Annotated in this window: 24 protein-coding genes; 22 read left to right on the top strand and 2 right to left on the bottom strand. The window is 38.5% G+C overall.

The window, feature by feature from the left end; translation table 11 throughout:
- From BLR60_RS22845 to BLR60_RS22750, 20 genes are all read left to right on the top strand, one after another.
- Positions 1-372, top strand: coding sequence for an NADH-quinone oxidoreductase subunit A (locus BLR60_RS22845; protein ID WP_090504276.1), 372 nt, complete (start codon positions 1-3; stop codon positions 370-372).
- A gap of 227 nt (positions 373-599) precedes the next feature.
- On the top strand, positions 600-1,142 hold the full coding sequence (locus tag BLR60_RS22840; RefSeq protein WP_090504273.1) for an NADH-quinone oxidoreductase subunit B: 543 nt from the start codon (positions 600-602) through the stop codon (positions 1,140-1,142).
- The gene (locus BLR60_RS22835; protein ID WP_090504270.1) at positions 1,142-1,642 is read left to right on the top strand and encodes an NADH-quinone oxidoreductase subunit C; all 501 of its coding nucleotides are present in this window, start codon (positions 1,142-1,144) and stop codon (positions 1,640-1,642) included. Before BLR60_RS22840 ends, BLR60_RS22835 begins: the two co-directional genes overlap by 1 nt.
- Before the next feature lie 3 nt (positions 1,643-1,645).
- Positions 1,646-2,860, top strand: coding sequence for an NADH-quinone oxidoreductase subunit D (locus tag BLR60_RS22830; RefSeq protein WP_090504267.1), 1,215 nt, complete (start codon positions 1,646-1,648; stop codon positions 2,858-2,860).
- Positions 2,853-3,368 (top strand): NADH-quinone oxidoreductase subunit NuoE family protein, encoded by a 516-nt coding sequence (locus BLR60_RS22825; protein ID WP_090504264.1) that lies wholly within the window; start codon positions 2,853-2,855, stop codon positions 3,366-3,368. The genes BLR60_RS22830 and BLR60_RS22825 overlap by 8 nt, the downstream gene beginning before the upstream one ends.
- 72 nt (positions 3,369-3,440) lie before the next feature.
- The gene (gene nuoF / locus BLR60_RS22820; protein ID WP_090504261.1) at positions 3,441-4,808 is read left to right on the top strand and encodes an NADH-quinone oxidoreductase subunit NuoF; all 1,368 of its coding nucleotides are present in this window, start codon (positions 3,441-3,443) and stop codon (positions 4,806-4,808) included.
- Between the two features lie 186 nt (positions 4,809-4,994).
- A complete protein-coding gene (locus tag BLR60_RS22815; RefSeq protein WP_090504258.1) occupies positions 4,995-6,005 on the top strand; it encodes an NADH-quinone oxidoreductase subunit G in 1,011 nt (336 codons plus the stop codon).
- Positions 6,005-7,042, top strand: coding sequence for an NADH-quinone oxidoreductase subunit NuoH (nuoH, locus tag BLR60_RS22810; RefSeq protein ID WP_090504256.1), 1,038 nt, complete (start codon positions 6,005-6,007; stop codon positions 7,040-7,042). The genes BLR60_RS22815 and nuoH overlap by 1 nt, the downstream gene beginning before the upstream one ends.
- Positions 7,043-7,044: 2 nt before the next feature.
- Positions 7,045-7,548, top strand: coding sequence for a NuoI/complex I 23 kDa subunit family protein (locus BLR60_RS22805; RefSeq protein WP_090504254.1), 504 nt, complete (start codon positions 7,045-7,047; stop codon positions 7,546-7,548).
- A gap of 134 nt (positions 7,549-7,682) precedes the next feature.
- A complete protein-coding gene (locus tag BLR60_RS22800; RefSeq protein ID WP_090504251.1) occupies positions 7,683-8,186 on the top strand; it encodes an NADH-quinone oxidoreductase subunit J family protein in 504 nt (167 codons plus the stop codon).
- Positions 8,186-8,515: an NADH-quinone oxidoreductase subunit NuoK gene (nuoK, locus tag BLR60_RS22795; RefSeq protein WP_055908793.1), complete on the top strand. Its 330-nt coding sequence runs from the start codon at positions 8,186-8,188 to the stop codon at positions 8,513-8,515. Before BLR60_RS22800 ends, nuoK begins: the two co-directional genes overlap by 1 nt.
- Before the next feature lie 14 nt (positions 8,516-8,529).
- Complete coding sequence (nuoL, locus tag BLR60_RS22790; protein ID WP_394333585.1) at positions 8,530-10,431, top strand: NADH-quinone oxidoreductase subunit L; 1,902 nt, start codon at positions 8,530-8,532, stop codon at positions 10,429-10,431.
- Positions 10,432-10,450: 19 nt separating this feature from the next.
- Positions 10,451-11,914 (top strand): complex I subunit 4 family protein, encoded by a 1,464-nt coding sequence (locus BLR60_RS22785; protein WP_090504248.1) that lies wholly within the window; start codon positions 10,451-10,453, stop codon positions 11,912-11,914.
- A gap of 3 nt (positions 11,915-11,917) precedes the next feature.
- Positions 11,918-13,291, top strand: coding sequence for an NADH-quinone oxidoreductase subunit N (locus BLR60_RS22780; protein WP_090504245.1), 1,374 nt, complete (start codon positions 11,918-11,920; stop codon positions 13,289-13,291).
- A gap of 47 nt (positions 13,292-13,338) precedes the next feature.
- Positions 13,339-13,998: a DedA family protein gene (locus tag BLR60_RS22775; protein WP_090504242.1), complete on the top strand. Its 660-nt coding sequence runs from the start codon at positions 13,339-13,341 to the stop codon at positions 13,996-13,998.
- Positions 13,999-14,000: 2 nt separating this feature from the next.
- Positions 14,001-14,552: an inorganic diphosphatase gene (locus BLR60_RS22770; RefSeq protein WP_055908779.1), complete on the top strand. Its 552-nt coding sequence runs from the start codon at positions 14,001-14,003 to the stop codon at positions 14,550-14,552.
- Entirely contained in the window at positions 14,552-15,976 is a 1,425-nt protein-coding gene (locus BLR60_RS22765; protein WP_090504239.1) for a hemolysin family protein, read from the top strand. Before BLR60_RS22770 ends, BLR60_RS22765 begins: the two co-directional genes overlap by 1 nt.
- Positions 15,977-15,984: 8 nt before the next feature.
- On the top strand, positions 15,985-16,689 hold the full coding sequence (locus BLR60_RS22760; protein WP_090504237.1) for a 16S rRNA (uracil(1498)-N(3))-methyltransferase: 705 nt from the start codon (positions 15,985-15,987) through the stop codon (positions 16,687-16,689).
- Positions 16,690-16,808: 119 nt separating this feature from the next.
- Positions 16,809-17,393 (top strand): DUF4159 domain-containing protein, encoded by a 585-nt coding sequence (locus BLR60_RS22755; RefSeq protein ID WP_394333584.1) that lies wholly within the window; start codon positions 16,809-16,811, stop codon positions 17,391-17,393.
- Between the two features lie 3 nt (positions 17,394-17,396).
- Positions 17,397-17,897 carry an acyl-CoA carboxylase biotin carboxyl carrier protein subunit gene (locus tag BLR60_RS22750; protein WP_090504234.1) on the top strand — a complete coding sequence of 167 codons (501 nt, stop codon included), beginning with the start codon at positions 17,397-17,399 and terminating at the stop codon, positions 17,895-17,897.
- 238 nt (positions 17,898-18,135) lie between these two features.
- Here the strand turns inward: BLR60_RS22750 and BLR60_RS22745 are convergent, their stop codons facing one another.
- The gene (locus BLR60_RS22745; RefSeq protein ID WP_090504231.1) at positions 18,136-19,815 is read right to left on the bottom strand and encodes an SUMF1/EgtB/PvdO family nonheme iron enzyme; all 1,680 of its coding nucleotides are present in this window, start codon (positions 19,813-19,815) and stop codon (positions 18,136-18,138) included.
- 632 nt (positions 19,816-20,447) lie between these two features.
- On the opposite strand from BLR60_RS22745, the gene porV reads away from it, so the two are divergent.
- A complete protein-coding gene (gene porV, locus BLR60_RS22740; protein WP_090504228.1) occupies positions 20,448-21,635 on the top strand; it encodes a type IX secretion system outer membrane channel protein PorV in 1,188 nt (395 codons plus the stop codon).
- Positions 21,636-21,656: 21 nt separating this feature from the next.
- Entirely contained in the window at positions 21,657-22,133 is a 477-nt protein-coding gene (gene ispF / locus BLR60_RS22735; RefSeq protein ID WP_090504226.1) for a 2-C-methyl-D-erythritol 2,4-cyclodiphosphate synthase, read from the top strand.
- An 85-nt stretch (positions 22,134-22,218) separates the two neighbouring features.
- On the opposite strand, the gene BLR60_RS22730 is transcribed toward ispF, so the two are convergent.
- Positions 22,219-25,623: a trifunctional glycoside hydrolase family 18/polysaccharide deacetylase/glycosyltransferase family 2 protein gene (locus BLR60_RS22730; protein ID WP_090504223.1), complete on the bottom strand. Its 3,405-nt coding sequence runs from the start codon at positions 25,621-25,623 to the stop codon at positions 22,219-22,221.
- Positions 25,624-26,072: the final 449 nt, after the last annotated feature.

The raw sequence follows: 26,072 nt of genomic DNA, 5'->3' as shown, positions 1-26,072 counted from the left end.
ATGCAAGCGCAAAGTTCGGCTATAGATTTTTTACCAATTATATTTCAAGTAATTGTTGCTTTAGGTTTTGTGGTAACTACATTGGTTGCTACTCACTTTTTAGGACCAAAACGTAAAACGAGTGATAAGTTAGAAACTTTTGAGGCAGGTGTAAAATCGATTGGTAATGCACGCCAGCCTTTTTCAATCAAATATTTCGTAGTAGCTATACTCTTTGTATTATTTGATGTAGAGGTTATCTTTATGTATCCGTGGGCTGTGAATTTCCGCGCATTAAGAATGGATGGAATGATTGAGATGTTCATTTTTATGGGCACTTTATTGCTCGGGTTCATTTACGTAATCAAGAAAAAAGTTTTAGACTGGAACTAGTCAGTCCGTAGTGATCAGTTCACAATCGGCAGTTAATAGTTCTTGGTTTAATAACTATAAACTGAAATAAGCCAACTGAAAACTGAATGTGTATCGCTTACACTAACTCAAGCCAGTTTTTTTATTTAGAAAGGTTCTAAATCGAGTAAAACTCGCTTGTTTGCCTTTAAAATATTGTAAATTTGTTGCTCATTCTGCAAAGGGATGAGCATTTTTTGTTTATAAACATGAGTGAAATTAATATAGTTGATGCGCCGCCGGGAACCGAAGGACCTGGCTTTTTTGCCACTTCTCTTGATAAAGTGATTGGTTTGGCGCGCTCAAATTCATTATGGCCTTTACCGTTTGCCACTTCTTGTTGTGGAATCGAGTTTATGGCAACCATGGGTTCTCACTACGATTTAGGTCGTTTTGGTGCCGAACGCTTAAGCTTCTCTCCCCGCCAGGCCGATGTTTTAATGGTTATGGGTACCATCGCTAAAAAAATGGCCCCGGTATTAAAGCAGGTTTATATCCAAATGGCAGAGCCACGCTGGGTAATGGCAGTTGGTGCCTGCGCAAGTAGTGGTGGTATTTTTGACACTTACTCTGTGTTGCAAGGTATTGATGAAGTGATTCCGGTAGATGTTTACGTTCCGGGGTGCCCGCCACGACCAGAAGCTATTTTAGATGGTTTCCAGCGTATTCAGGATTTAGTGAAGAACGAATCAGGAAGAAGAAGAAATTCTGATTATTACAAAGACCTTTTAGGTCAATATGGCATTAAGTAATGGAAGAAACGACGCTAAATAACGACATTCATGTTAAGCTGACTGAAAAGTTTGGCGAAAAAGTTACTGCTGTTTCTGAGCCTTATGGTCTATTAACTTTTGTAACTTATAAAGATGTTATCGTAAATGTGCTTTCGCATCTTAAAGAAGAATTAAAATTCAATTTTCTAACAGATATTACAGCAGTTCATTACCCTGGTAAAGATCATGGTATAGCAGTGGTTTACCATTTGCATAACATGGTAGAAAAAGTGAGGATCAGGATTAAAGTATTCATTTCAGAACAAAATCCAACCATCCCTACAGCAACAACTGTTTGGAAAGGTGCCAACTGGATGGAGCGTGAAACTTACGATCTGTTCGGGGTTAAATTTGAAGGTCACCCTGATTTACGCCGTATTTTAAATATGGATGATTTAGGTGTTCACCCAATGCTGAAACAATATCCATTGGAAGATCCGAATAGGGTAGATAAAAAAGATGAATTTTTTGGAAGGTAAACTATGAATCATAACCATCCGGTATTTACAGATAACGATCCGCAAAGTGAGCTGGTAACCCTAAATTTAGGTCCAACACACCCTGCAACCCACGGCGTTTTTCAAAATGTTTTGCAGTTAGACGGCGAACGTATTGTAAGCGGCGTTTCTACTATTGGGTACATACATCGTGCTTTCGAAAAGATTGCCGAGCATCGCCCATTTTATCAGATCACCCCACTTACCGACCGTTTAAACTACTGTTCTTCGCCTATTAATAACATGGGCTGGCACATGACGGTGGAGAAGTTATTAAATATTCAGATGCCGAAACGTGTAGATTATCTCCGGGTAATCATTATGGAGCTTTCACGTATTGCCGATCATATTATCTGTAACACGATTATTGGTCAGGATACGGGAGCCACCACCACTTTCTTATATCTTTTTCAGTTTCGTGAACATATTTACGAAATCTTTGAAGAAGTATGTGGCGCACGTTTAACCACAAATATTGGACGTATAGGTGGCTTTGAAAGAGATTTCAATGATATCGCCTTTGCCAAAATCGATAAGTTTTTAAAAGAATTTCCTAAAGCACTAAAAGAATTCGAAAATCTGCTGACACGTAACCGTATTTTTATTGATAGAACGGCCGGTGTTGCAGAAGTAACTAAAGAAACTGCTTTAGAATACAGTTGGACGGGCCCATTATTGCGTGCAACGGGAGTAGATTATGATGTGCGTATAAGCGATCCATATTCTTCGTATCAGGATTTTGACTTTGAAGTACCAGTTGGTACCAGTGGCGATATTTATGACAGGTATCTGGTGCGTAACGAAGAGATGTGGCAAAGTGTCCGCATTATCGAACAGGCAATTGTAAAGTTAAAAACAGAGCCAAAAGGTATTTTTCATGCCGATGTTCCTGAATTTTACCTTCCTCCGAAGCAAGAAGTTTACAATAATATGGAAGCATTAATCTATCACTTCAAAATTGTGATGGGTGAGATTGATGCGCCAAAAGCAGAAGTTTATCACGCTGTAGAAGGCGGAAATGGTGAATTGGGATTTTATCTGATTAACGATGGAGGCCGTACACCATACCGTTTACACTTCCGCAGACCAAGTTTTATAAACTACCAGATGTTTGCACCGATGAGCGAAGGCATGTTATTGTCTGACGCCATTATCAACATGAGTAGTATGAATATTATTGCAGGAGAATTAGATGCTTAAAGTAGAAGAACAAACACCTGTAGTGTTTTCGTCAGAATTGCTTGCCAAATTTGATGATATAAAAAGCCGTTATCCGGCAGATAAAAGCAAATCAGCATTGCTACCACTTTTGCACCTGGTACAGGCCGAGTACCTTTGGGTAAGTACACCAGCGATGGATAAAGTTGCCGAATATTTAAATATTCAGCCAATTGAAGTGTATGAGGTGGCTACATTTTATACCATGTACTTTTTAAAACCACAAGGTAAGTATGCCTTAGAGGTTTGCCGTACTGGTCCTTGTTGCCTGGTTGGTGCCGAAAAAATATTAAGTCACCTGGAAAACAAGTTAGGTGTTAAAGAAGGTGAAGTTACTGCCGATGGTTTATTCAGCTTTAGAGGAGTTGAATGTTTAGCCGCCTGTGGTTACGGGCCGGTATTACAAATTAGCCCGGAATATACTTTCTACGAAAACTTAACTACCGAAAGTGTAGATAAATTGATTGAAGATTTAAAGAATAAGATTTGAGAAACTAGATTTGAGATATGAGATCAGGCATTTGTCTAATATCTCATGTCTCACATCTCATATCTATAGATAATGAGCCGTAAATTATTACTTGAGCATATAAACGTACCGGGCATCAATACACTTGAAGTCTATCGCCAGAAGGGCGGGTACCGTGCTGTGGAAAAAGCCCTGAAAACCTTAACACCAGAAGAAATTGTTGAAGAGGTTAAAAAATCAGGTTTACGCGGTCGCGGAGGTGCGGGTTTCCCAACCGGGATGAAGTGGAGCTTTTTGGCTAAACCAGAAGGTGTTGCGCGCTATTTGGTGTGTAATGCCGATGAATCTGAGCCGGGAACTTTTAAAGACCGTTATTTAATGACTTACATTCCTCATGCTTTAATTGAGGGAATGATCGTATCAAGTTTCGCATTAGGTGCAAAGGTTTCTTATATCTACGTACGTGGCGAGATGATGCCTCAGATCCGCATTTTAGAAAAAGCAATTGCTGAAGCTAAAGCTGCCGGATGGTTAGGTAAAAACATTTTAGGAACAGGTTACGATTTAGAATTATATGTTCAACCTGGCGGTGGCGCTTACATTTGTGGTGAAGAAACTGCTTTGTTAGAATCACTGGAGGGAAAAAGAGGGAATCCACGTATTAAACCGCCATTCCCCGCTATTGCTGGTTTATATGGTTGTCCAACTGTGGTAAATAATGTTGAATCCATTGCTGCAGTAGTTCCGATTATCAATGATGGTGGTGATGAATATGCCAAAATCGGTATCGGTAGAAGTACGGGTACAAAATTAATATCAGCATCCGGCAACTTGGTAAAACCAGGTGTTTATGAAATAGAATTGGGTTTACCAGTAGAAGAATTTATCTACTCTGATGAATATTGTGGTGGCATTGCCAATGGCAAACGCCTTAAAGCAACAGTTGCGGGCGGTTCTTCTGTACCTGTTTTGCCAGCTAACCTAACTTTAAAATTAGCCAACGGCGAGCCTCGTTTAATGAGTTATGAATCATTATCGGAAGGAGGATTCGCAACTGGAACCATGTTAGGTTCAGGTGGTTTTATCGCTTTTGACGAAGATCAGTGTATTGTTCGTAATACCTGGAATTTCTCTCGTTTTTATCACCATGAAAGTTGTGGACAGTGTTCTCCTTGCCGTGAAGGTACGGGATGGATGGAAAAAGTATTGCACAAAATCGAACATGGCCATGGAACCATGGAAGATGTTGATTTATTGTGGGATATCCAACGAAAAATTGAAGGAAATACGATTTGTCCGTTGGGTGATGCAGCAGCCTGGCCGGTTGCCAGTGCAATCCGTCATTTCAGGGATGAATTTGAATGGCACATTAAAGAACCGATAAAGAGCCAGAGCCAAAATTATGGTATTGCCAATTATGCAACACCGATTGAAAAAGCTCCGGTAGCGGAAGAAAAATAAGATCTAAAGTCACAATTTGCGACCTTTGAAAATAAGAATTTTTAAAAAGCGCCTCGGTTCGTGTCCCCACGAAACGAAAGCGAAATGAACTGGTTCGTGGAAACACGAACCATGGCTTGAATAAAAAAAGGCTTCATACCTCGTAATGACGTTAGAAATAAAAAAAATAAAAGAATATCATTAACCATGAGTGAAAAAGTTAAGGTTACGATAGATGGGATAACAGTAGAGGTTGATAACGGAACAACCATTCTGAATGCTGCAAGGCAAATCGGAGGGGATATTGTTCCACCAGCCATGTGCTATTATTCTAAATTACAGGGCAGTGGCGGTAAATGCCGTACCTGTATTGTAAAGGTGACTAAAGGTTCGGAAAAAGATCCACGCCCTATGCCAAAGTTGGTGGCTTCTTGCCGTACTACAGTAATGGACGGGATGGAAGTGCTTAACATTACTTCACCAGAAGTTTTGGAAGCACGTGCGGGTGTGGTAGAGATCTTGTTGATTAACCACCCTTTAGATTGCCCTGTTTGTGATCAGGCAGGAGAGTGCGATCTTCAGAATTTGGGTTATGAGCATGGTTTGCAAAAAACACGTTATGAGTTTGAACGCCGTACTTTCGAGCGTATTGATATAGGTGATAAGATCCAGTTGCACATGAACCGTTGCATTTTATGCTATCGTTGTGTTTTTACTGCAGATCAGATTACCAATAAACGTGTTCACGGTATTTTAAACCGTGGCGATCACTCAGAAATTTCTACTTATATCCAACAAGCGGTTGATAACGATTTCTCAGGAAACGTAATCGATGTTTGCCCTGTTGGTGCTTTAACCGATAGGACTTTCCGTTTTAAAAACCGTGTTTGGTTTACCAAACCTGTTGATGCGCATCGCGATTGCGATCATGAGAAGTGCAATGGAAAAGTAACCCTTTGGTATAAAGGAGCTGATGTTTTACGTGTTACTGCCCGTAAGGATCAGTTTGGCGAAGTGGAAGAATTTATTTGCAATACTTGCCGCTTCGATAAAAAAGCAACTGCTGATTGGGTAATTGAACATCCAACACACATTGATGATACTTCGGTAATTGCATCTAACCACTACGAAACATTAAAACCTTTGCATGTAATTCAGCCTAATGAGGCTTTACAGGCTGCAAATGAAATTGAATTACATAAAACAGTTAAATACTAATGGATAGCGCTTTTGTTATAGAAAAATTTATCCTGGTAGCTGTAATTTTCGGCATCAGTTTAGTTATTGCCATGTATTCTACTTATGCAGAACGTAAGGTTGCTGCATATTTACAAGATCGTTTAGGTCCGGATAGAGCTGGTCCGTTTGGTATTTTACAGCCACTGGCAGATGGTATTAAGATGTTTATGAAAGAGGAAATTATTCCTACATCATCAAATAGATTTTTGTTTATCGCTGGTCCTGGTTTAGCATTACTTTGTGCCTGTATCGGTACGGCCGTTATTCCATGGGGTAGCCCGGTTTTAATTGCAGGTAAAACTATTCCCTTACAGGTTTCAGATATCAACGTTGGTGTTTTATACATCTTTGGCGTAGTTTCTTTAGGTGTTTATGGTGTAATGATTGGTGGATGGGCCTCAAACAATAAATATTCTTTGTTAAGTGCCATTCGCGCCGCATCACAGAACATCAGTTATGAAATTGCAATGGGATTATCGATCATCGCTTTGCTTTTAATGACCAATACCTTAAGCTTAAAAGAAATTGTTGGTCAGCAGCATGGGTTAAACTGGAATGTTTGGTACCAGCCGCTCGGATTTTTAATCTTTATGGTTTGCTCTTTTGCTGAAACCAACCGTGCACCTTTCGATTTACCTGAGTGTGAAACCGAGCTGATTGGTGGTTATCATACTGAATATTCATCAATGAAATTAGGTTTTTACCTTTTTGCAGAATATATCAACATGTTCGTGTCATCGGCAGTAATGGCAGCCTTATATTGGGGTGGTTATAACTATCCTGGAATGGATTACGTTGCTGCGCATTTAGGTCCAACCTGGGCTCCGCTTATTGGTACGGCTGTTTTCTTCGGAAAAATAGTAATGTTCATCTTTTTCTTTATGTGGGTGCGTTGGACAATCCCTCGTTTCCGTTACGATCAATTGATGAATTTAGGCTGGAAAGGTTTAATACCTTTGGCCATAGCCAATATTATAATAACAGGTGTCGTGATTGCGATTATTGAGAAGTTTTAATTATGGAATCATTAAGTAATAAGAAAAAAGTACTGGAACAAAAGCCCTTGAGCTTTATGGAAAGGATGTACCTGCCGGCAATTGCCAAGGGCATGGGCATCACCATCAGTCACTTATTTAAAAAAGAGGCTACCGTAAGATATCCTGAAGTAGAACGCGAATTCTCGACCAACTTTAGGGGAATGCACTCGCTAAAACGCGATGAGAATGGTAAAGAACGTTGTACTGCTTGTGGCCTATGTGCTTTATCTTGTCCGGCTGAAGCCATTACCATGATAGCCGCTGAACGTAAGCCAGAAGAAAAACATTTATACCGTGAAGAAAAGTATGCAGCTACTTACGAAATCAATATGTTGCGTTGTATTTTCTGCGGTTTATGTGAAGAAGCTTGCCCAAAAGAGGCTATTTATTTAGATGGCCCGATTGTACCTGCTGATTATTTACGTAAAGATTTCATTTACGGAAAAGATAAGCTGGTAGAGGCACCATTAGAAATGAAAAAATAATTATTGTCATCCTGAGCCTGTCGAAGGACTAAACAAGAAATGCCATTAGGCTTCGGTTCGTGTCTTCACGAAACAAAAGATAATTAATGGTTTGTGGAGACAAAAACCATAGAACATAAATAAATAAACAATTAATGAGTACACAAGTATTCTATTTCGTAGCCACATTAAGTATCATCTTTTCGCTGCTGGTGATTTTTGCAAAAAATCCAATCCACAGTGTATTATACTTAATTCTTACCTTTTTTACCTTCACTGTTCACTACGTGCTTTTAAACGCGCAGTTTTTGGCAGTGGTAAACTTTATTGTTTACATGGGGGCCATTATGGTACTTTTCTTATTTGTACTGATGTTGCTTAACCTGAATAACGAGACTGAGCCCAGTAAATCACCGTTGATTAAAATTGTTGGGGTTATTGCCGGCGGTTGTTTGGTGGTTACCTTAATCGGTTCTTTAAAATCGGCAAGTATTACCAGTCCGTTAATTTTGAAAAATCCAAGCTTGGGATTGGTAGAAAATCTAGGCAAGGAGCTATTTGGCCCATTCTTATTGCCATTCGAATTGTCATCTTTATTATTATTGGCAGCAATGGTAGGAGCCGTTTTATTATCTAAAAGAGATGAGGTAGAAGCATAATGGAAAATTTAACATCACAACTTCAGGGCGTTCCGCTAAATCACTACATCTATTTAAGTGCCATTATTTTTTCTATTGGCGTAATCGGTGTACTTACCCGTAGAAATGCAATCGTAATCTTTATGTCGGTTGAGCTGATGCTTAATGCCGTTAACTTGTTGTTAACCGCTTTTTCTGTGCATAGCAACGATCCATCCGGACAGGTTTTCGTATTCTTCATTATGGCCCTGGCCGCTGCAGAGGTTGCAGTAGGTTTAGCCATCATTGTAATGGTTTACAGAAATACGAAATCGATAGATATTAATGTTTTAAATCGCCTTAAGTGGTAAATATATAATTAAGAATGACAATAGAACAATTGATTTGGTTGGTTCCGTTACTTCCTTTCTTAGGGTTTGTAATTAATGGACTGGGCAGAAACTCTTTATCTAAAGGACTTGTTGGTATCATCGGAAGCGGAGTAATTCTGGCCTCCTTTGTTATCAGTTTAGTTATTTTCTTTAGTTTACAAGGCGACACACAGAAATCTCACGAAGTATTTTTATTCGATTGGATCAGCGCGGGTACATTACACATTCCACTATCTTTCCTGGTTGATCCCCTAAGCTCGATCATGCTTTTGATCATCACCGGAATTGGTTTCCTGATCCATTTATATTCCACTAGTTATATGCACGATGATGCAGGCTTCGGTAAGTTTTTTGCTTATTTAAACCTGTTTGTGTTTTTCATGCTGTTGTTGGTATTGGGTTCAAATTACATCGTCATGTTCATTGGATGGGAAGGTGTAGGTTTATGCTCTTACCTGCTAATCGGCTTTTGGTATACCAATAGTGCTTATGCATCAGCAGCTAAAAAAGCTTTTGTAATGAACCGTATCGGCGATTTAGGTTTTTTACTAGGCGTATTTTTAGTATTCACCACTTTTGGCAGTGTAGAATTTGCTAAAGTTTTTCCTCAGGCAGCTAATATGTTGCCAGGCAATAATACATTGGTTTTAATTACCATTTTATTATTTATCGGTGCCTGTGGTAAATCGGCTCAATTGCCGTTATTTACCTGGTTACCAGATGCGATGGCCGGGCCAACCCCAGTTTCAGCTTTAATCCACGCTGCAACGATGGTAACGGCAGGTATTTATATGATTGCACGTTCTAGTATATTATTCGATCTTGCACCGCTTACTCAACATATTATTGCCGTTGTAGGCGCAGCAACCGCGTTAGTGGCTGCCATTATTGCTTTAACGCAGACTGATATTAAAAAGGTATTGGCTTACTCTACCGTATCGCAGTTGGGATATATGTTTTTAGGTTTGGGCGTTGGCGCTTATACCGGTTCATTCTTCCATGTATTAACCCATGCATTCTTTAAAGCATTATTATTTTTGGGTGCCGGTTCGGTAATTCATGCCATGCACCATGAACAGGATATGCGTCATATGGGCGGGTTGAGAAAGAAACTTCCGGTTACTTTTTTAACGATGATGATCGGTACTATTGCCATTGCGGGTTTACCTCCATTCTCGGGTTTCTTTTCTAAAGACGAAATTTTAGCACATGCTTTTCAGGCTAGTCCGATACTTTGGGGAGTTGGCGTTTTAACCGCATTTTTAACCGCATTCTATATGTTCAGGATGATGTTCCTGACTTTCTCTGGAAAATACCGCGGAACACATCACCAAGAGAGCCATGTACACGAATCGCCAACAGCGATGACCTTGCCTTTAATCATTTTAGCTATTCTTGCTGCAATTGGTGGATTAATTAATCTTCCTCATGTTTTTGGTGGAAATGAATGGTTAGCTCATTGGTTATCAGGCGCAGGTGTTTCGCAGCATGAATTGGAGTTAAGCCATTCAACTGAATATTCATTAATGGGTGTTTCGGTAGCGGCGGCTGTAATCGCTTTATTATATGCGTACACCAGATATGTAAAAGGCGCACGGGTTCCTGTTTCTGATGAAGCACCGCGTTCACCACTCGCAAAACTATCGTACAACAAATTCTATTTAGACGAGATTTATGATTTCATCATCACAAAACCTTTAGATGCACTATCGAAATTCTTTTATAGGATTATCGATAATAAATTTATAGATGGAATTGTAAATGGATTGGGATGGAGCACCAATGAGGCCAGTAAAGGTATTCGTTTATTGCAAAGTGGAAACGTAGGTTTCTATATATTTATGATGGTATTCGGTATCGTCGCATTGCTATTGTATACATTTTTCTACATATAAAAAGGGTTCAAAATAAATAATGGAACAACTTTTACTACTTATATTTCTACCGCTTGTAGGTGCAATTATTACCGCATTTACTGGTAAGTCGGCTAAAATCGTATCTACCGTGTTTTCGGTGGCTTCTTTGGTGTTAGCTTTGGTTGTCGCCGGTAATTTCATTCCAGATGCAAGTACTCAGTTTGAGGTTAACCTGCCATGGATTGCTGATCTGGGTATTAACTTCCACGCAGGTATTGATGGCATTAGCCTTCTGGTGGTATTGCTTACTAATTTACTGGTACCAATTATCATTTTATCGAGTTACAACCATGAGTATAAAAATCCGGCTGCATTCTATGCGCTGATTTTATTCATGCAAACGGGCTTATTATTGGTATTTACCGCATTGGATGCTTTCTTGTTCTATATCGGATGGGAAGCAGCCTTAATTCCAATCTATTTTATCTGCGCCATTTGGGGTGGAAAAGACCGCATCCGGATTAACATGAAATTTTTTGTGTACACCATTGCAGGTTCATTGTTTATGTTGATGGGGATTATTTACCTATATCTTCAAAATCCAGCGCATAATTTTAACATTCAGGCCTTTTACGCTTTAAACTTAGACAGCGCACAACAAGGGTGGATTTTCTGGGCTTTCTTTATTGCCTTTGCCATTAAGATGCCGATTTTTCCTTTCCATACCTGGCAGCCTGATACTTATACTGCAGCACCTGCACAAGGAACCATGTTGTTGTCAGGTATTATGTTAAAAATGGGTATTTATGGTGTAATCAGGTGGTTGTTACCGATTGTTCCGGCTGGCGTTCATGATTGGGGTCAGTTGGCTATTATTTTATCAATCATTGGTATTGTTTATGCTTCGCTGATTGCTTTTACACAAAAGGATGCAAAACGTTTAGTCGCTTATTCATCTATCGCTCACGTGGGATTAATATCAGCAGGTATCTTCGCTTTTAATCAGCAAGGTATGCAAGGTGCAATGGTGCAGATGTTGAGCCATGGTATTAATGTAGTGGGTTTGTTCTTTGTTTTGGATATTATCTTCTCTCGCGTTAAAACCAATAGGATTGAGGAATTGGGAGGCATTGCAAAAGTAGCACCACAGTTGGCACTGACTTTTCTGATTATTGTTTTAGGCACTGTAGCTTTACCAGGAACAAACGGATTTATTGGCGAATTTTTATTGCTATTGGGCGTTTACAATTACGGTATCTGGGCTGCAGCCATTGCCGGCTTAACCATCATTTTCGGAGCAGTTTACATGTTACGCATGTACCAGAACGTGATGCTGGGCGAAACCAATAGTTTAACCATCACCTTTACCGATATTAAAGGAACTGAAAAACTGGTTCTTTATACTATATGTGCATTGATTATTGTTTTGGGTGTTTATCCCAAACCGGTTTTGCATTTAACAGAGGCATCTGTACAACATTTATTAGAACAGGTAAATCAAAAATTAAACACAGTAAATTAAGCAATGAATATTATTATAACCATTAGTATAACAGCTTTTATAGTGCTTTATGCAGGTTTGTTTAAAGCAAATAAAGCATTACTACCACTTACCGTTATTGGCTTACTTACTGCATTGGGATTTACTTTTTCTGCGTGGAATGTTAATGCTGTTCATTTCGGGATGATGCAGACAGATAACTTCGCACTGGCATTTTCAGGAATATGTATTGTTGGTACACTTTTAATCTTTTTATTAACACAAAACTATTTCCACGCTAAAAGCGATAACATAGCTGAGTATTATACCTTGATTCTTTTCGCACTGGCAGGCATGATCATGATGGTATCATATAAAAATATGGCCATGTTGTTTGTAGGCTTAGAGATCATGTCGGTGAGTTTATACATTTTGGCGGGTATCCGTAAAAAGGATTTTGCCTCTAACGAAGCTTCACTAAAGTATTTCCTGATGGGGGCCTTCTCCACTGGTTTCCTGTTGTTTGGAATTACCTTAATTTATGGTGCCACAGGCTCATTCGATTTAGATAAAATACAAGCTTATCTTGTAAATAATAGTCAAACAATTTCTCCAATATTTTATCCTGGGGTAATCCTGATGATGATAGGTTTAAGCTTTAAAGTTGGCGCTGCCCCATTCCACTTCTGGACACCAGATGTATACGAAGGTTCGCCATCTTTGATCACTACTTTTATGAGTACGGTGGTTAAAACTGCAGGTTTTGCCGCATTTTTAAGATTATTTGCTGATGCATTTGCACCACTCCACGATTTTTGGGTTGCCCCACTGATGGTGATCGTTTGTTTAACTTTATTTATAGGTAACGTAACGGCACTTTTCCAGAAGAATTTCAAGCGTATGTTGGCATACTCCAGTATTTCACATGCAGGTTACCTGTTGTTCTCGTTAATTGTACTGACCAAAAACTCTGGAAACAATGTGCTGGTTTATGCAGCTGCCTATACTTTCGCTTCAATTATCGCTTTTGCTGTATTAATTTTGGTAAAACAAAAAACAGGTAGCGATAGCTTCGAAAGCTTTAATGGTTTGGCAAAGCGGAATCCATTTATTGCATTGTGTTTAACTGTAGCGATGCTTTCATTGGCCGGTATTCCACTTACCGCTGGCTTTATTGGTAAATATTTAATGTTCCTGAATGTAATGACCGAGTATAAAACCCTGTTGGTTGCATTCGCGATTTTAAATGCGCTGGTTGGTTTCTATTATTATTTTAGGGTGATTGTAGCCATGTGGTTTAAAGATGGTGCAGAAACAGAGCTTTCAGCCCCTGCACAATATAAAGTGGTTTTGTTGGTTTCCGTTGCAATTACATTGGTATTGGGTATTTATCCGGCAATTATTTTAAACCTAATATAGGTATGCTGTTGTTTAATAATTATTTGTAGTTTTACGAATAATTGAATATGCACGATTTTTGGAATAACCTGCATCAGCTACTTGATCCCGAGAAATTATTGAGGGAGGGCGGATTCTATCTAGTCGTATTCGTTATCTATGCAGAAACAGGCCTGTTTTTTGGCTTTTTCCTTCCTGGTGATTATTTGTTGTTTTTAGCGGGAATGTTTGTGGCAACAGGCAAGCTTGATGTAAACATTGCGGTACTCTTGGCTGGTTTATGTATAGCGGCCATTTCTGGAAATTTTACAGGTTATTGGTTCGGCCGGAAAACTGGCCCGGTGTTGTATACCAGAAAAGACAGTTTCTTTTTCAAAAAGAGATATTTAACCGCTGCTAAGGAATATTATCAGAAACAGGGGGCTTTTGCATTAATAATGGGCAGATTTGTACCCATTGTTAGAACTTTTGCACCGATTTTTGCAGGAGTTGTAAAACTAGACTTTAAAAAATTTGCTTTATATAATATCTTAGGTGGAGTACTTTGGATCTGTTCCTTAACTTTGCTAGGTTATTTTTTAGGCAAAAGATTTGAAAAAGAAATAAACGATTATTTATTATATATTATTATTGGCTTTATCCTTATTACAACTATTCCATTATTAATTACCTTTGTAAAAAGTAAAGTAGTAAGTGGTCCTGAAGAGGATAAAACAGATTTAAATTAAAAATGGCAAAAGACGATCATCACGCATGGCATAGCGTATCTCCTGGCTCAAACCTTCCAGAGGTTGTAAACGCAATTATTGAAATTCCAAAAGGTTCAAAAGCAAAATACGAAATAGATAAAGAATCAGGTCTGATTAAGTTGGACAGGGTTCTTTTTTCGTCAGTAATGTATCCTGCAAATTATGGCTTTATCCCACAAACTTATTGTGATGATAAAGATCCATTAGATATTTTAGTGCTATGTTCAGTGGATGTATATCCAATGACATTGATTGAAGCAAAAGTAGTAGGTGTAATGCACATGGTTGATAACGGAGAACAGGATGATAAAATCATCGCTGTAGCTGCTCACGATATGTCGGTAAACTATATCAATGATTTAGATGAGTTGCCTCCGCACCAAATGAAAGAGATTGTTCGTTTCTTTCAGGATTATAAAGCATTAGAAGATAAAAATGTGACTATCGAACATTTACTTGGTGTTCGCTATGCGCATAAAGTAATTAAAGAAAGCATAGAACTTTACAACACAACATTTAGAGAATTAGCTTAATGGATTTACCCACGGTATGTTTGTTTTTAAATTTAGAGCTAAGTGCAATTCTGCCCACAAACGTAGTTTTGGCTGCAGTACAGGAAACTGATACCACTTCTGTTGGATGGAGATTATTCCTTGCATTATTTTTGGTGTTACTAAATGGTTTTTTTGTTGCAGCGGAGTTTGCAATTGTAAAAGTTAGGGCATCACAGATTGAAATTAAAGCAAAAACAGGCAGCCGTGTTGGCAAAATGGCCAAAGGGATAATCCATAACCTCGACGGATATCTGGCCGCCACACAGCTAGGCATAACGCTTGCATCACTTGGCTTAGGTTGGGTAGGTGAAGGCGTTATGCATACTATTTTCAAAAATCTTTTTGATAGTTTACAGTGGGGCTTAAGCGACGCTTCTATCCATACGGCATCTACAGTGGTTGCCTTTTCGCTCATCACGATCATGCATATCGTATTTGGTGAGCTGGCCCCAAAATCTTTCGCTATTCAAAGACCTGTAGCCACTACTCTTTTTGTTTCTATACCGCTGCAATTATTCTATGTGGTGTTTAAACCATTCATCTGGACGCTAAATAGTCTAGCCGCCATTATTCTTAAACCATTTGGCATTGATGCCTCTGCCGGCCACGAATCGATCCATAGTACCGAAGAATTGCAGTATTTGCTCGATCAGGGTAAAGAAAGTGGTGCATTGGATAATAACGAACATGAGCTGATTAAAAACGTATTTGATTTTAATGAGCGCGTGGTAAAGAATATCATGGTACCCAGGACGAAGATTTCGGGGATTGAATTAACTTCCCCTAAAGAAGAAGTAATTGATACCATCATTAAGGAAGGATATTCCCGTTTGCCGGTTTACGATGATATTATGGATAAAATTGTGGGGATTATCCATGCAAAAGACATCTTACCATTGGTTGCAGCGGGTAACCAGCACTGGACATTAAATGACATCATCAGAAAGCCATATTTCGTTACAGAAACCAAAAAAATTAACGATTTGATGAGCGAACTGCAAAGTAACCGCATACAGATTGCTATTGTGTTGGATGAGTTTGGTGGTACAGCGGGTATGGTTACCTTAGAAGATATTGTAGAAGAGCTTGTAGGAGAAATACAAGATGAATACGATGAAGAGAAACCGTTGGTAGAAAAAGTTTCTGATAACGAGTTTATTGTAAATGCATTTGCTACCGTATATGATGTGAACGAACATTTGCCTCACGACTTGCCAGAGGACGAAGATTTCGATACTGTTGGTGGATTGGTATCACACATTTTTGAACGTATTCCAGAGGTGGGTGAAAGCAACGAATCATATGGTTACCTGTTTACCATCTTAAAAAAGACGGAACAAAATATCGAAACCATCAAATTAGAACTGGTGATCAATAAAGAAGATATGGTTGATAATCATTAATTTCAACCATGCATATTTTTTATACACCAGATATCACCCAAAATACGTATACCCTTAACGAAGAAGAGAGTAAACATTGTGTTAGGGTACTTCGCCTTACCATAGGCTCAATCATTAATCTGGTTGATGGGAAAGGTAGTTTTTATACTGCTGAAATTACTGCTGATAATCCAAAAAAAGTTTCTTTATCCGTTTTAAAAGTAGAAACGGAGTTCCATAAAAGGAATCATTACCTGCATGTTGCTGTTGCACCAACTAAAAATATCGACCGTATAGAGTGGTTTTTAGAAAAAGCTACAGAATTGGGCATTGATGAAGTTACACCAATTATTACCGACAGATCGGAGCGGAGGGTGGTTAAAGAAGATCGCCTCAACAAGGTAATTACCGCTGCCGTAAAACAATCTATTAAGGCTTATCACCCCAAATTAAACGATGCCATTGCCTTTGATGATTTCTTAAAAGAACCCTTTGATGGTGATCAATTAATTGCACATTGTATTGATAACGGAGAAAAACGATTTATATCCGAATTGGTGGCTCCGCATCAAAAGTATTTAATTCTTATTGGTCCTGAAGGAGATTTTACACCAGATGAAGTTAATTTAGCTTTGAACAAAGGCTTTAAAGCATTAACTTTAGGTGATAACAGGTTGCGCACAGAAACTGCGGCTTTATCTGTTTGTTTTGAAATCAATTACCTTAACCGATAGTCAGTTTGAAGTTTTCAGTTTTCAGTTTTCAGTTTCAAAAATTTTTGACACTGGCTTTTAGCTTTGCTCTTTTAGCTTTTAGCTTTATGCTTTTCGCTTTCACTCCGCCAACCTATCGTATGGCCAAATTAAAATATAGTGGCGGTGGCGATTGGTATGCAGACAGAACAGCTTTGCCAAATTTAATTGCCTATTGTAATGCCAATCTGAAAACCAATTTTTATGCTGAAGAAAGCATTGTGGAAGTAGGCTCAAAAGAAATTTTCAATTATCCGTTTATTTATATGACGGGGCATGGAAATGTTGTTTTTAGTGATCAGGAAATCAAAAATTTACGTCAATACCTTACAGGTGGTGGCTTTCTTCATATAGACGATAACTACGGCTTAGATAAATTTATCAGGCCACAAATGAAGAAGGTATTTCCCGAACTCAGTTTTGTAGAACTGCCCGCCAACCACGCCATTTATAATCAAAAGTTTAAGTTCCCAGGTGGCTTGCCAAAAATTCATGAGCATGATAATAAACGTCCACAAGGATTTGCTTTAATTTACAAGGGTAGGGTAGTTTGTTATTATACCTATGAGTGCGATTTAGGGAACGGTTGGGAAGATTTTGGTACTTACCCTGAAGATACACAAGAAACGCGGACCAAAGCACTAAAAATGGGCGCCAATTTAGTTCAATATGCTTTAACACAATAAGCCATGTATAAAGTAAAAGTAAACGATCAATTTTTATTCGAAGTGGAGAATAAGGATTCAGCTTTTTTGGTGAATGGCGAGCAGGTTCAGCTTGATCTAAGTACAATTAGACATAACAGGACACATGTGCTATACCAAAACAGGTCTTTTAATACAGAGGTTGTTGACATAAATAAGGCTGAAAAAACCTGCAAAATAAAGGTGAACGGAAATATTTATCAGGTCAGTATCGAAGATCAGTTCGATATTTTATTAAAACAACTAGGTCTGGATAATCTATCCGCGAACAAAGTTTTAGAGATAAAAGCGCCTATGCCTGGTTTAGTGCTAAAGGTTTTGGTTGAAGAAAATGCTGAGGTAAAAAAAGGAGATAACCTTTTGGTACTGGAGGCGATGAAAATGGAAAATATCTTAAAATCATCAACAGATGGGGTGGTTAAAAAGATCCTTGTTAAGCAGGGAGATAAGGTAGAAAAGAACCAGATATTGGTTCAGTTTAAGTAGTTAGACTTGTTCACACTAAGCTATTTATTGCTGTCGTCACCCTGAACTTATTTCAGGATCGTTTAAGTCTCTTGATTAGATAGATTCTCCCCGCCTGTACGGGCAGGCATTTCGCCGCGTTTCAGTCGAAATGACGAGTCTTTGAGGGGGTGTGTCGTGAATTGACTAGTTTCGTTTAAGTTAGATCACAATACATAACACAAAAAAAGTCCCGATTTTACCTCGGGACTTTTCTTTATTATCTACCTTTACTTACCCTGTAAGGCTTTTGCGGTGGATTTTTAAAACTTCTTTTGCCAGCAGTACTAATTTCTGGAGCACCAAGCATAGTCATGGCACAACGGAAACCTACTTCAGCCGATGATTCATCCTGTTGCATAAAGCGGCGTGTTGCCGGGTTTAACCAGTAAGCCATATCATTCCATGAACCACCTTTATAAACCCTTGATTTATCGTTTACAAGCGTTACACCTTCTTCATTTAATAAAATATTTTGTCTATCACGATAACCTCTCTGATCGGCTTGATAGCTGGTTGATGCCATTGGCGATTGTGGATCAGTCGATTTTGAAATCGAATCAGTACGTTTCGCTTGTGCCTGTTTTTCTGCCCAGGTTTGCTTTCTTCCGGCATAAGCGTTTTCCTTAATCGGATTACCATATTTATCCAATGCAATTTTTCCGCTTTGAGGATCTGCTAACTTTTTATTGGTAAAATAGTTGCCACGGTAAGGGTTAAATGCATCTGCATCAGTAAATGTAGCTGTTCTGTAAACGTCATTCACCCATTCGTTTACGTTTCCGGCCATGTTATACAAACCGAAGTCATTTGGAGCGTATTGAATAACCGGAACAGTTAAATCTCCTTTATCGTTCAATGAACCACCAACACCCATATAATCTCCAGGCGCCCTTTTAAAGTTAGCCTGAATCATACCTCTGGTTTTCTTTTTGGCCGAACTAACACCCAATCCATTCCAAGGGTAAATTTTATTCTGATTAATATTTTCGTATTCCGTGTTGCCAATTAAACCTAAGGCAGCATATTCCCATTCTGCCTCAGTTGGTAGGCGGTATGGTTGCATAATTACCCCATCTTCTAAGGTAGCTGTTCTTCTTGGCTGATTATTTTTGCCTGTGCCGGTAGCTGCTGTTCCGCCTGCTGTAGTGGTAGCTGCACCCGGTTTAGTATTGTAATCAACAAATGCATTTTTACCTTTATCATCATACTGACCATTTAAATAGGCATCTGTATTGAAAGGTTTATCTGGTTTAGGCGTTGCAGCAGTGGTTGCACCAGCCTTACCTTTTCCATTTCCGGCAAGCGTTTTATAATCAGTTAGGATTCCTTTTTCACGTAAAATAAATTCATTTGCTCTTGAAGTTCTCCACTCACAATAGCGTGAAGCCTGTTCCCATGAAACGCCTACCACAGGGTAATCACGGTAAGCAGGGTGTCTTAGATAGTTGTCTACATAAGGTTCATTATAAGATAATGCCTGGCGCCAAACCAAAGTATCAGGGAGCTCATTGTAGTAAAACTCCTGATCTTCAGGATAATTGTATCTGATCCAGTGCAAGTATTCTAACCAATCGGTATTTGATACCTCAGTCTCATCCATATAAAAAGATGGCACTGTTACCTGTCTTTTGTAATTATAAATATTGGGCTCAACACCTGGTACTTCGATGGCACTACCACCAACAACTAAAACCCCACCTTCAATTGGGATTAAACCAGGTCCGGGCGCCCTTTTATACTGGGTGGCTACCGCAAAAGCACCGGATTGGTTGTTTTTGCTTTTCCTGTTGGCATAAGGAATACCTGTTTTGCTAGAACTCGCGCTTTTTGAGCTACAGCTCGAAAGCAGGGCGGCTAATGATAAACAAGTAAAAGAATATAGTAATAGTTTTTTCATATAAAGCAAATGGATATAGCCTAACGGCCTTTCAACCGATAAAATTAAACAAATTTTAAATGAATATATAAATAATGAGGCAATAAATATCTAATATATTTTTGATTGATAGTGTATGATTTCAAAGCATATTGCGTCTCTTCGATTTTAAACGAAATTATAGCTAAATAATTATAAATAAGCTAGATAAAATAATTACTTCAAGATTGTACAGTGTATTGGTAATCAATCACATTTCTATGGATGAATTTATTATAGTTTAGTTTAATTAAAATTGTTGGATAATCAGGCTAAGTATATGGCATTCGGTTGAAATCGTTATTATTAAACAGTACAAATAATATCCGGTTTGGAATATGTTATTCAAACCGCCACATTTCGTTTTTTGGCTCCTTAACAGTTAAATTGGTTTTCCGCTGCGATAATATATGTATTGTTTTTTAAGCTAAATGGCTATTAGCTTTATACTTACATTTCAGGTACTAACACCCATATGTAAAAATCGTATGTTTAATTAGTAAATAATCTTAGAATTCGTATTTTGGTGAAATATAAGTTTTGGTTTTACGTTACTGATATATTCCCCAGTGATTACAAAATACCGAAATCTAAAATTACGTACCTTTAAAAGGATGAATTTCAAGTACATCAGTAAACTTGCTTTTTCTGCACTCTCAATGGCATTGGTGTTTGGTAAAACAAACGCACAGGTAACCATAGGTAATACCCAAACAAACGGTAGCGAGGCAAACAATATTGTAACAGCAGTTCCATTTCTGCTCATTACACCCGATGCCCGTGCCGGTGCAATGGGTGATGCAGGTGTAGCCGTAGCAGGTGATGTAAACTCAGCCAGTATCAATGCATCTAAACTTGCTTTTCTAGATAAACCTTACGGATTTGCTGTGTCTTACAGCCCATGGTTAAAAAGTTTAGTGCCTGATATTAATCTCGCGTATTTGAGTGGATTTTATAAACTAGACGACCGTAATACCATTGGTGCATCTTTACGATATTTCTCTTTGGGGTCCATCCAGCTTACCGATATTAACCAACAGGATCTGGGGATTGCCAATCCTAATGAGCTTGCTTTAGATGTTTCTTTTGCCCGTAATTTTGGCAAGGAGTTTTCGTTAGGAACTTCATTGAGGTATATTTACTCGAATTTGGCTTCCGGTCAATTTTCTTCTTCAGGGCAGGTGCACAGTGGAAATGCTGTAGCAGTTGATGTTTCCGGATTATACAAAACAACAACTACCATGTTCGGAAGGCAAACTGTTCTTTCTGCCGGGGCCAATATATCTAACATTGGAACAAAAATGAGCTATTCTGATGGTGGGGAGAATTTCTTTTTACCAACGAATTTTAAAATCGGAGGGGCATCAACAGTTACTGTAGATGATTTTAGCACTTTAACATTTGCGCTTGATTTTAATAAATTGCTGGTACCCACACAGCCAATATACGATTCGAACGATAACATCGTAAGCGGAAAAAATCCAAACCGTTCGGTACCTGCCGGAATTTTTGGTTCATTTAGCGATGCACCGGGTGGTTTTAGCGAAGAATTAAAAGAAGTTGGAATTTCAACTGGTCTCGAATACTGGTACAATCAACAGTTTGCGGTTCGGGCAGGTTATAACTATCAGAGCCCGATGAAAGGTGATAGCCGGTATTTTACCTTAGGACTTGGCTTAAAATACAATGTTTTTAATATCGATTTCTCTTATTTAATTGCAAATGCACAGACTAGTCCACTTGCAAATACCCTCCGTTTTGGTCTATTGTTTAACTTTGGCGAAAATAAAGCAAAAAGATAAATAAGATTAAAGCAAATAAACATGAAAATTAGAGTAGGTTTCGGATTTGATGTACATCAGTTAAAAGATCAACATCCTTTTGTTGTTGGCGGTGTTACCTTAGATCATCATAAAGGGGCTTTCGGGCATTCGGATGCTGATGTTTTACTTCATGCCATTTGCGATGCGCTTTTAGGTGCAGCCAATCTTCGCGATATTGGTTTCCATTTTAAGAATACAGATGATCGGTGGAAAGGGATCAGTAGTTTAATCCTGCTGAAAGAAACCGTTAAATTATTGGCTGAAAAAGGATGGCGGATCGGAAATATCGATGCCATGCTTTGTTTAGAAGCGCCAAAAATTAATCCTCATATTCCTGCCATGCAGCAGAATATTGCTGATGCCATTGGAATTTCTACCGAAGATATCTCTATTAAAGCAACAACTAACGAACAGATGGGCTTTATTGGCAGAGAAGAGGGCGTTGTTTCTTATGCCGTTTGCTTAATCGAAAAGTAAAAGATTTTTTCTAACTGAATCAAAGAGTCAAGTTTTATAGCACACTGGCTATTAAACTTGACTTCTTTTTTAAACGGGAATTCCATTAAGCTACCCGTTCCTTCACATTTCCTGTTCTTTTTATCGTTCCCCAGGTTTCCAGTTCGCCTTTAATCGCTTTCCTGAACGAACGGAATAACACCACATACATCAATTGTCTCCAGAAAAAGCGTTGAGGGAAAATGTAAAGTAAATTGGTATACTTTTCTTTCTCCATCCGGAAAGCAATTGCCGCAAAGATCATATCAACAAAGATGAAGATAATGTAATAAAAGAGCACCTGGCCAAAACCATTGTGAAGGCTTAAAATTCCTGAGAATCCGGTTATTGTTAAATTATTAATAGCGCTTAATGAAAAGAGACCACTAATTAAAGAAATAAGCATAAAAAGATCAGCGAGGGGTGAAAATAATGGTAAAATGATCTGGTAGATCAGGATATTTGGCATCCCTACCATACCAAAATAGCCATATTTCTTGTTGAGTAATGTTTTTCTGTTTTTCCAAAAACTTTGCATTACCCCAAAACTCCAACGGAAACGCTGTTTGAGCAGCATATTTACTGTTTCTGGTGCTTCTGTATAGGCAATAGCGCTATCACAGTTTTTAACTTTATAACCCGCTCTCAAAATGCGCATGGTTAAGTCACAGTCTTCTGCAAGAGTATCGATAGTGAAGCCACCAATTTCAAGAATTACATTTTTTCTAAAGGCACCTATCGCTCCCGGTACCACAGTAATCGTATTGAGCAAATCGAAAGCCCTTCTATCCATATTTTGGGCAGTGATATACTCTATCGATTGCCATTTGGTAATGATATTATTGGCATTTCCAACTTTTACGGTTCCTGCTACAGCTGCTATCTTATCGCTATAGAAATAGCGCATTAGTTCGGTTACGGCATCATTTTTTAACTGCGTATCTGCATCTATGCAGACTACAAATTGGGCAGTGGCTTTTGAAATACCATAATTTAATGCAGATGCTTTTCCGCCATTTGCTTTACAGAAAACCTTTACCTGAGGATGATTGCCAAAATTTTCGTTAACAATTTGAAAGGTTTTATCCTTTGAACCATCATCAACAAAAATCAATTCAAAATCCGGATAGGTTGTTTTTAAAAGGCTATTGATGGTTTGAACTGCAGTAACTTCTTCATTGTAGGCCGGAATGATGATACTTACTTTTTCTGAAGGATGCTCTACTAGTTTACCCCGGTTGCGTTTTGCTCTTTTACGCTGTCTGATGGCTAAATAAGCGATAAATATGGTCCTTAAGATTGCAAGTACGATTGCAACAGAAAATATGATGTTTAAAATCATGTTGCCATAATAGAAGAAATTGATGAAAAAGTAATCACCAGAACCTGAAAAGCCACTATTTGCCGTAGATTTTACGGCTGGCATGAGTTCCGATCTTTTTTTGCCCATCAAATCGCCCACAGTAGTAAAGGTGTAACCTTTGTCTTTAAAGAATTTTATAATCCGGGGTAGGGCTGCAACAGTAGCTTCACGGTTTCCGCCGGCATCGTGCAGTAAAAGGATATTACCATTGTCTTGCTGTTTTACCACCTCGTTAAAAATCTGATCTGCAGTTTTGCCAGGCTCCCAATCTTCTGGATCGATATATTCTCCGATGTTGATGTAATTCTCTTTGCGGCTTTGTGCAACCGGTAAAATTTCGGAAATATTTTGTGGCTCGGCATCGGCATTAAAAGGCGCACGGAACAAAATGGTACTGTGTCCGGTAACGGCTTCAATTAACCTGCGGGTTGCATTCAGCTCAAATTTTACCCTTTTAGTGCCAATAGCCGACATATCAGGATGGAAAAAGGTATGGTTTCCAATTTCGTAACCATCATTATATTCCTGCCTTAATAACTCCATATTCTTTTCGGCCATAACGCCAACTACAAAGAAACAGCCAGGTACTTTTTCCCTTTTCAAAATATCCAGTACCTGCGGTGTATAAACAGGATCGGGGCCATCATCAAAAGTTAAAGCAATTTTTTTATCGGCCTCTCCAAACCTTTTAATTACGTATTGCTCTGGAAGCCTGGTATACTTTTGATCGGCAATGGAGAAATCTTCTTTATTTAAAGTGAATTTTACGCTGCCTGGTTTAGGAGTAGAAATGAGGTCTAATATTTCACCATCGCCCAAATAGGAGATTCCCCCCATATTTAAAGAAGCAATTTTGCGTAAATCGAATGGTTTTTTCTTTAACGTATCCAAACTTAAGTCGTTAGAAATAAACGACCACAAACGTTTATCTTCCGAACCTAAACGCCATAAAGCTACACCGGCAATATCCCAGTCATCAGCTTTGCGGATTAAATTAAAATAGGTAGCTGCATCGGTAAAATACACTTCGTGTTCAATTCCGCTTCCATCATTGTAAGTATAGTTTAAATTGGCAGAAGCGGGATCGTAGTTTATCTTGCTTTTATAAGTAACCGCTCTTGTCATCGCCTGCTCATAGGTAACCGGTTCTCCAACGCTATTCTTTGGCCAGTCGTAACCATAGCAAGCCAATGCCAGGATTACTTTGTCGGCATCAACTTTATTGCAGATCTCATCAAGCTTTTCTTCAACCCATTCCTGATGTGAAATATCGCCGGCATTACTTAGTTCGGTGTGCTGATCATAAGCCATTAATATAAGGTAGTCGTTATATTGTTGAAGAATTTCTGGCTTATAATCGTCGTTTTCAGGAGAAATATCCTGAGATACAATCAGTTTTTCAGCGTGAAACTGCGCATACAGATTCTTCATAAAAGCGTTAAAACTATCGCTGTTTTTAAGGTTCAGCTCTTCGAAATCGATGTTGATTCCCCGATAACCGTATTTTTTGGTTATGGCTATCAGTTCGTAGATCAATTTTTGCTGAGCAGGCTGATCATCTAATAATCTTCGTACTGCTGCACCATCCCAATGATCTTTATTATAATTTGAAACCACTGCAAGAGCCGATTTTTTACCAGCATGTATCACCTTTAAGGCCGCAGTATCTGCTTTGTCTACAATAGAATCTCCATTTAAAAAGAACGATTCTGTGGCCACCATATCTAAATGGCTGATGTTGCGTTTTAAATCCGATATTGATGATTCTTTACTTCCTGACCAACTCACATAAAATGCCAGGTTGATGCGCTTATTGTTGCCATGGTGGGTTAAAATGCGGTGTTCGCGATCTTTTTTGATCTTTTGCAACTTTGATTTTTCGATAGTGAAATCCTTATACCGTTGCGATTTTTTTAACTTCTCTAACTGTTTTTGTGTTAAAGGTGTATTCGTGTTGATAAAAGGCAAATTAGGTGCCTGCACTGAAGATAGTGTGTACACTACACAAATGATTGCGATAATGAAGACTACAAAAAACGTACGGCTTACCCATGTAAATGTATGCCAGCGCGCTTTAGTCTCAGTTTGAAATATTTGTTTTCCGGACATTTTTCTTTTCTGATTTATTGATCAAATGTCACTAACGAATATGAAGATTGGATGAATGATTTAAAAATTAGGCGCCGTAAATTTAGACCGTTAGTTCTACGCTAAGATACTAGTTTATTGGTCTGTTTACCGGTTGAATAGATGACCTTTCCAGATCCTGTATTTAAGAAGGTTAGGTTAATTTGCCTAAATTAAGATGCGTTTTGTCATTGTGTGGGCTAATTTTTCGTGAAAACCATATAAATTGCGAGCAGATTTAAATAAAACGACAGGTTCAGAGATATCGTCATTTCGACCGCAGCGGAGAAATCTTTTAGCATGGTTCAAAGATTTCTCCATTTCGATATGCTTCGGTCGAAATGATTGTTATGATAAAAACAAATTTTAAGCAGCTATTTTATAGTTATTTTTATAGCTGGCTTGATTTTTTATAACTGCAGCAACCCTTA

Source organism: Pedobacter terrae, from assembly GCF_900100705.1.
GTDB classification, from domain to species: Bacteria; Bacteroidota; Bacteroidia; order Sphingobacteriales; family Sphingobacteriaceae; genus Pedobacter; species Pedobacter terrae.
The sequence above is the reverse complement of the archived record's forward strand: the minus strand, read 5'-3'. Positions and strand labels throughout refer to the sequence as shown.

What these genes read in the sequence shown, in the direction of transcription:
- BLR60_RS22830 (WP_090504267.1), top strand. Translation starts at nt 1,646, where the DNA reads ATGAATCATAACCATCCGGTATTTACAGATAACGATCCGCAAAGTGAG.
- nuoF (WP_090504261.1), top strand. Translation starts at nt 3,441, where the DNA reads ATGAGCCGTAAATTATTACTTGAGCATATAAACGTACCGGGCATCAAT.
- BLR60_RS22785 (WP_090504248.1), top strand. Translation starts at nt 10,451, where the DNA reads ATGGAACAACTTTTACTACTTATATTTCTACCGCTTGTAGGTGCAATT.
- BLR60_RS22815 (WP_090504258.1), top strand. Translation starts at nt 4,995, where the DNA reads ATGAGTGAAAAAGTTAAGGTTACGATAGATGGGATAACAGTAGAGGTT.
- BLR60_RS22825 (WP_090504264.1), top strand. Translation starts at nt 2,853, where the DNA reads ATGCTTAAAGTAGAAGAACAAACACCTGTAGTGTTTTCGTCAGAATTG.
- ispF (WP_090504226.1), top strand. Translation starts at nt 21,657, where the DNA reads ATGAAAATTAGAGTAGGTTTCGGATTTGATGTACATCAGTTAAAAGAT.
- BLR60_RS22760 (WP_090504237.1), top strand. Translation starts at nt 15,985, where the DNA reads ATGCATATTTTTTATACACCAGATATCACCCAAAATACGTATACCCTT.
- BLR60_RS22775 (WP_090504242.1), top strand. Translation starts at nt 13,339, where the DNA reads ATGCACGATTTTTGGAATAACCTGCATCAGCTACTTGATCCCGAGAAA.
- BLR60_RS22750 (WP_090504234.1), top strand. Translation starts at nt 17,397, where the DNA reads ATGTATAAAGTAAAAGTAAACGATCAATTTTTATTCGAAGTGGAGAAT.
- BLR60_RS22835 (WP_090504270.1), top strand. Translation starts at nt 1,142, where the DNA reads ATGGAAGAAACGACGCTAAATAACGACATTCATGTTAAGCTGACTGAA.
- BLR60_RS22745 (WP_090504231.1), bottom strand. Translation starts at nt 19,815, where the DNA reads ATGAAAAAACTATTACTATATTCTTTTACTTGTTTATCATTAGCCGCC.
- nuoK (WP_055908793.1), top strand. Translation starts at nt 8,186, where the DNA reads ATGGAAAATTTAACATCACAACTTCAGGGCGTTCCGCTAAATCACTAC.
- nuoH (WP_090504256.1), top strand. Translation starts at nt 6,005, where the DNA reads ATGGATAGCGCTTTTGTTATAGAAAAATTTATCCTGGTAGCTGTAATT.
- BLR60_RS22780 (WP_090504245.1), top strand. Translation starts at nt 11,918, where the DNA reads ATGAATATTATTATAACCATTAGTATAACAGCTTTTATAGTGCTTTAT.
- BLR60_RS22805 (WP_090504254.1), top strand. Translation starts at nt 7,045, where the DNA reads ATGGAATCATTAAGTAATAAGAAAAAAGTACTGGAACAAAAGCCCTTG.
- BLR60_RS22755 (WP_394333584.1), top strand. Translation starts at nt 16,809, where the DNA reads ATGGCCAAATTAAAATATAGTGGCGGTGGCGATTGGTATGCAGACAGA.
- BLR60_RS22765 (WP_090504239.1), top strand. Translation starts at nt 14,552, where the DNA reads ATGGATTTACCCACGGTATGTTTGTTTTTAAATTTAGAGCTAAGTGCA.
- BLR60_RS22840 (WP_090504273.1), top strand. Translation starts at nt 600, where the DNA reads ATGAGTGAAATTAATATAGTTGATGCGCCGCCGGGAACCGAAGGACCT.
- nuoL (WP_394333585.1), top strand. Translation starts at nt 8,530, where the DNA reads ATGACAATAGAACAATTGATTTGGTTGGTTCCGTTACTTCCTTTCTTA.
- porV (WP_090504228.1), top strand. Translation starts at nt 20,448, where the DNA reads ATGAATTTCAAGTACATCAGTAAACTTGCTTTTTCTGCACTCTCAATG.
- BLR60_RS22845 (WP_090504276.1), top strand. Translation starts at nt 1, where the DNA reads ATGCAAGCGCAAAGTTCGGCTATAGATTTTTTACCAATTATATTTCAA.
- BLR60_RS22770 (WP_055908779.1), top strand. Translation starts at nt 14,001, where the DNA reads ATGGCAAAAGACGATCATCACGCATGGCATAGCGTATCTCCTGGCTCA.
- BLR60_RS22800 (WP_090504251.1), top strand. Translation starts at nt 7,683, where the DNA reads ATGAGTACACAAGTATTCTATTTCGTAGCCACATTAAGTATCATCTTT.
- BLR60_RS22730 (WP_090504223.1), bottom strand. Translation starts at nt 25,623, where the DNA reads ATGTCCGGAAAACAAATATTTCAAACTGAGACTAAAGCGCGCTGGCAT.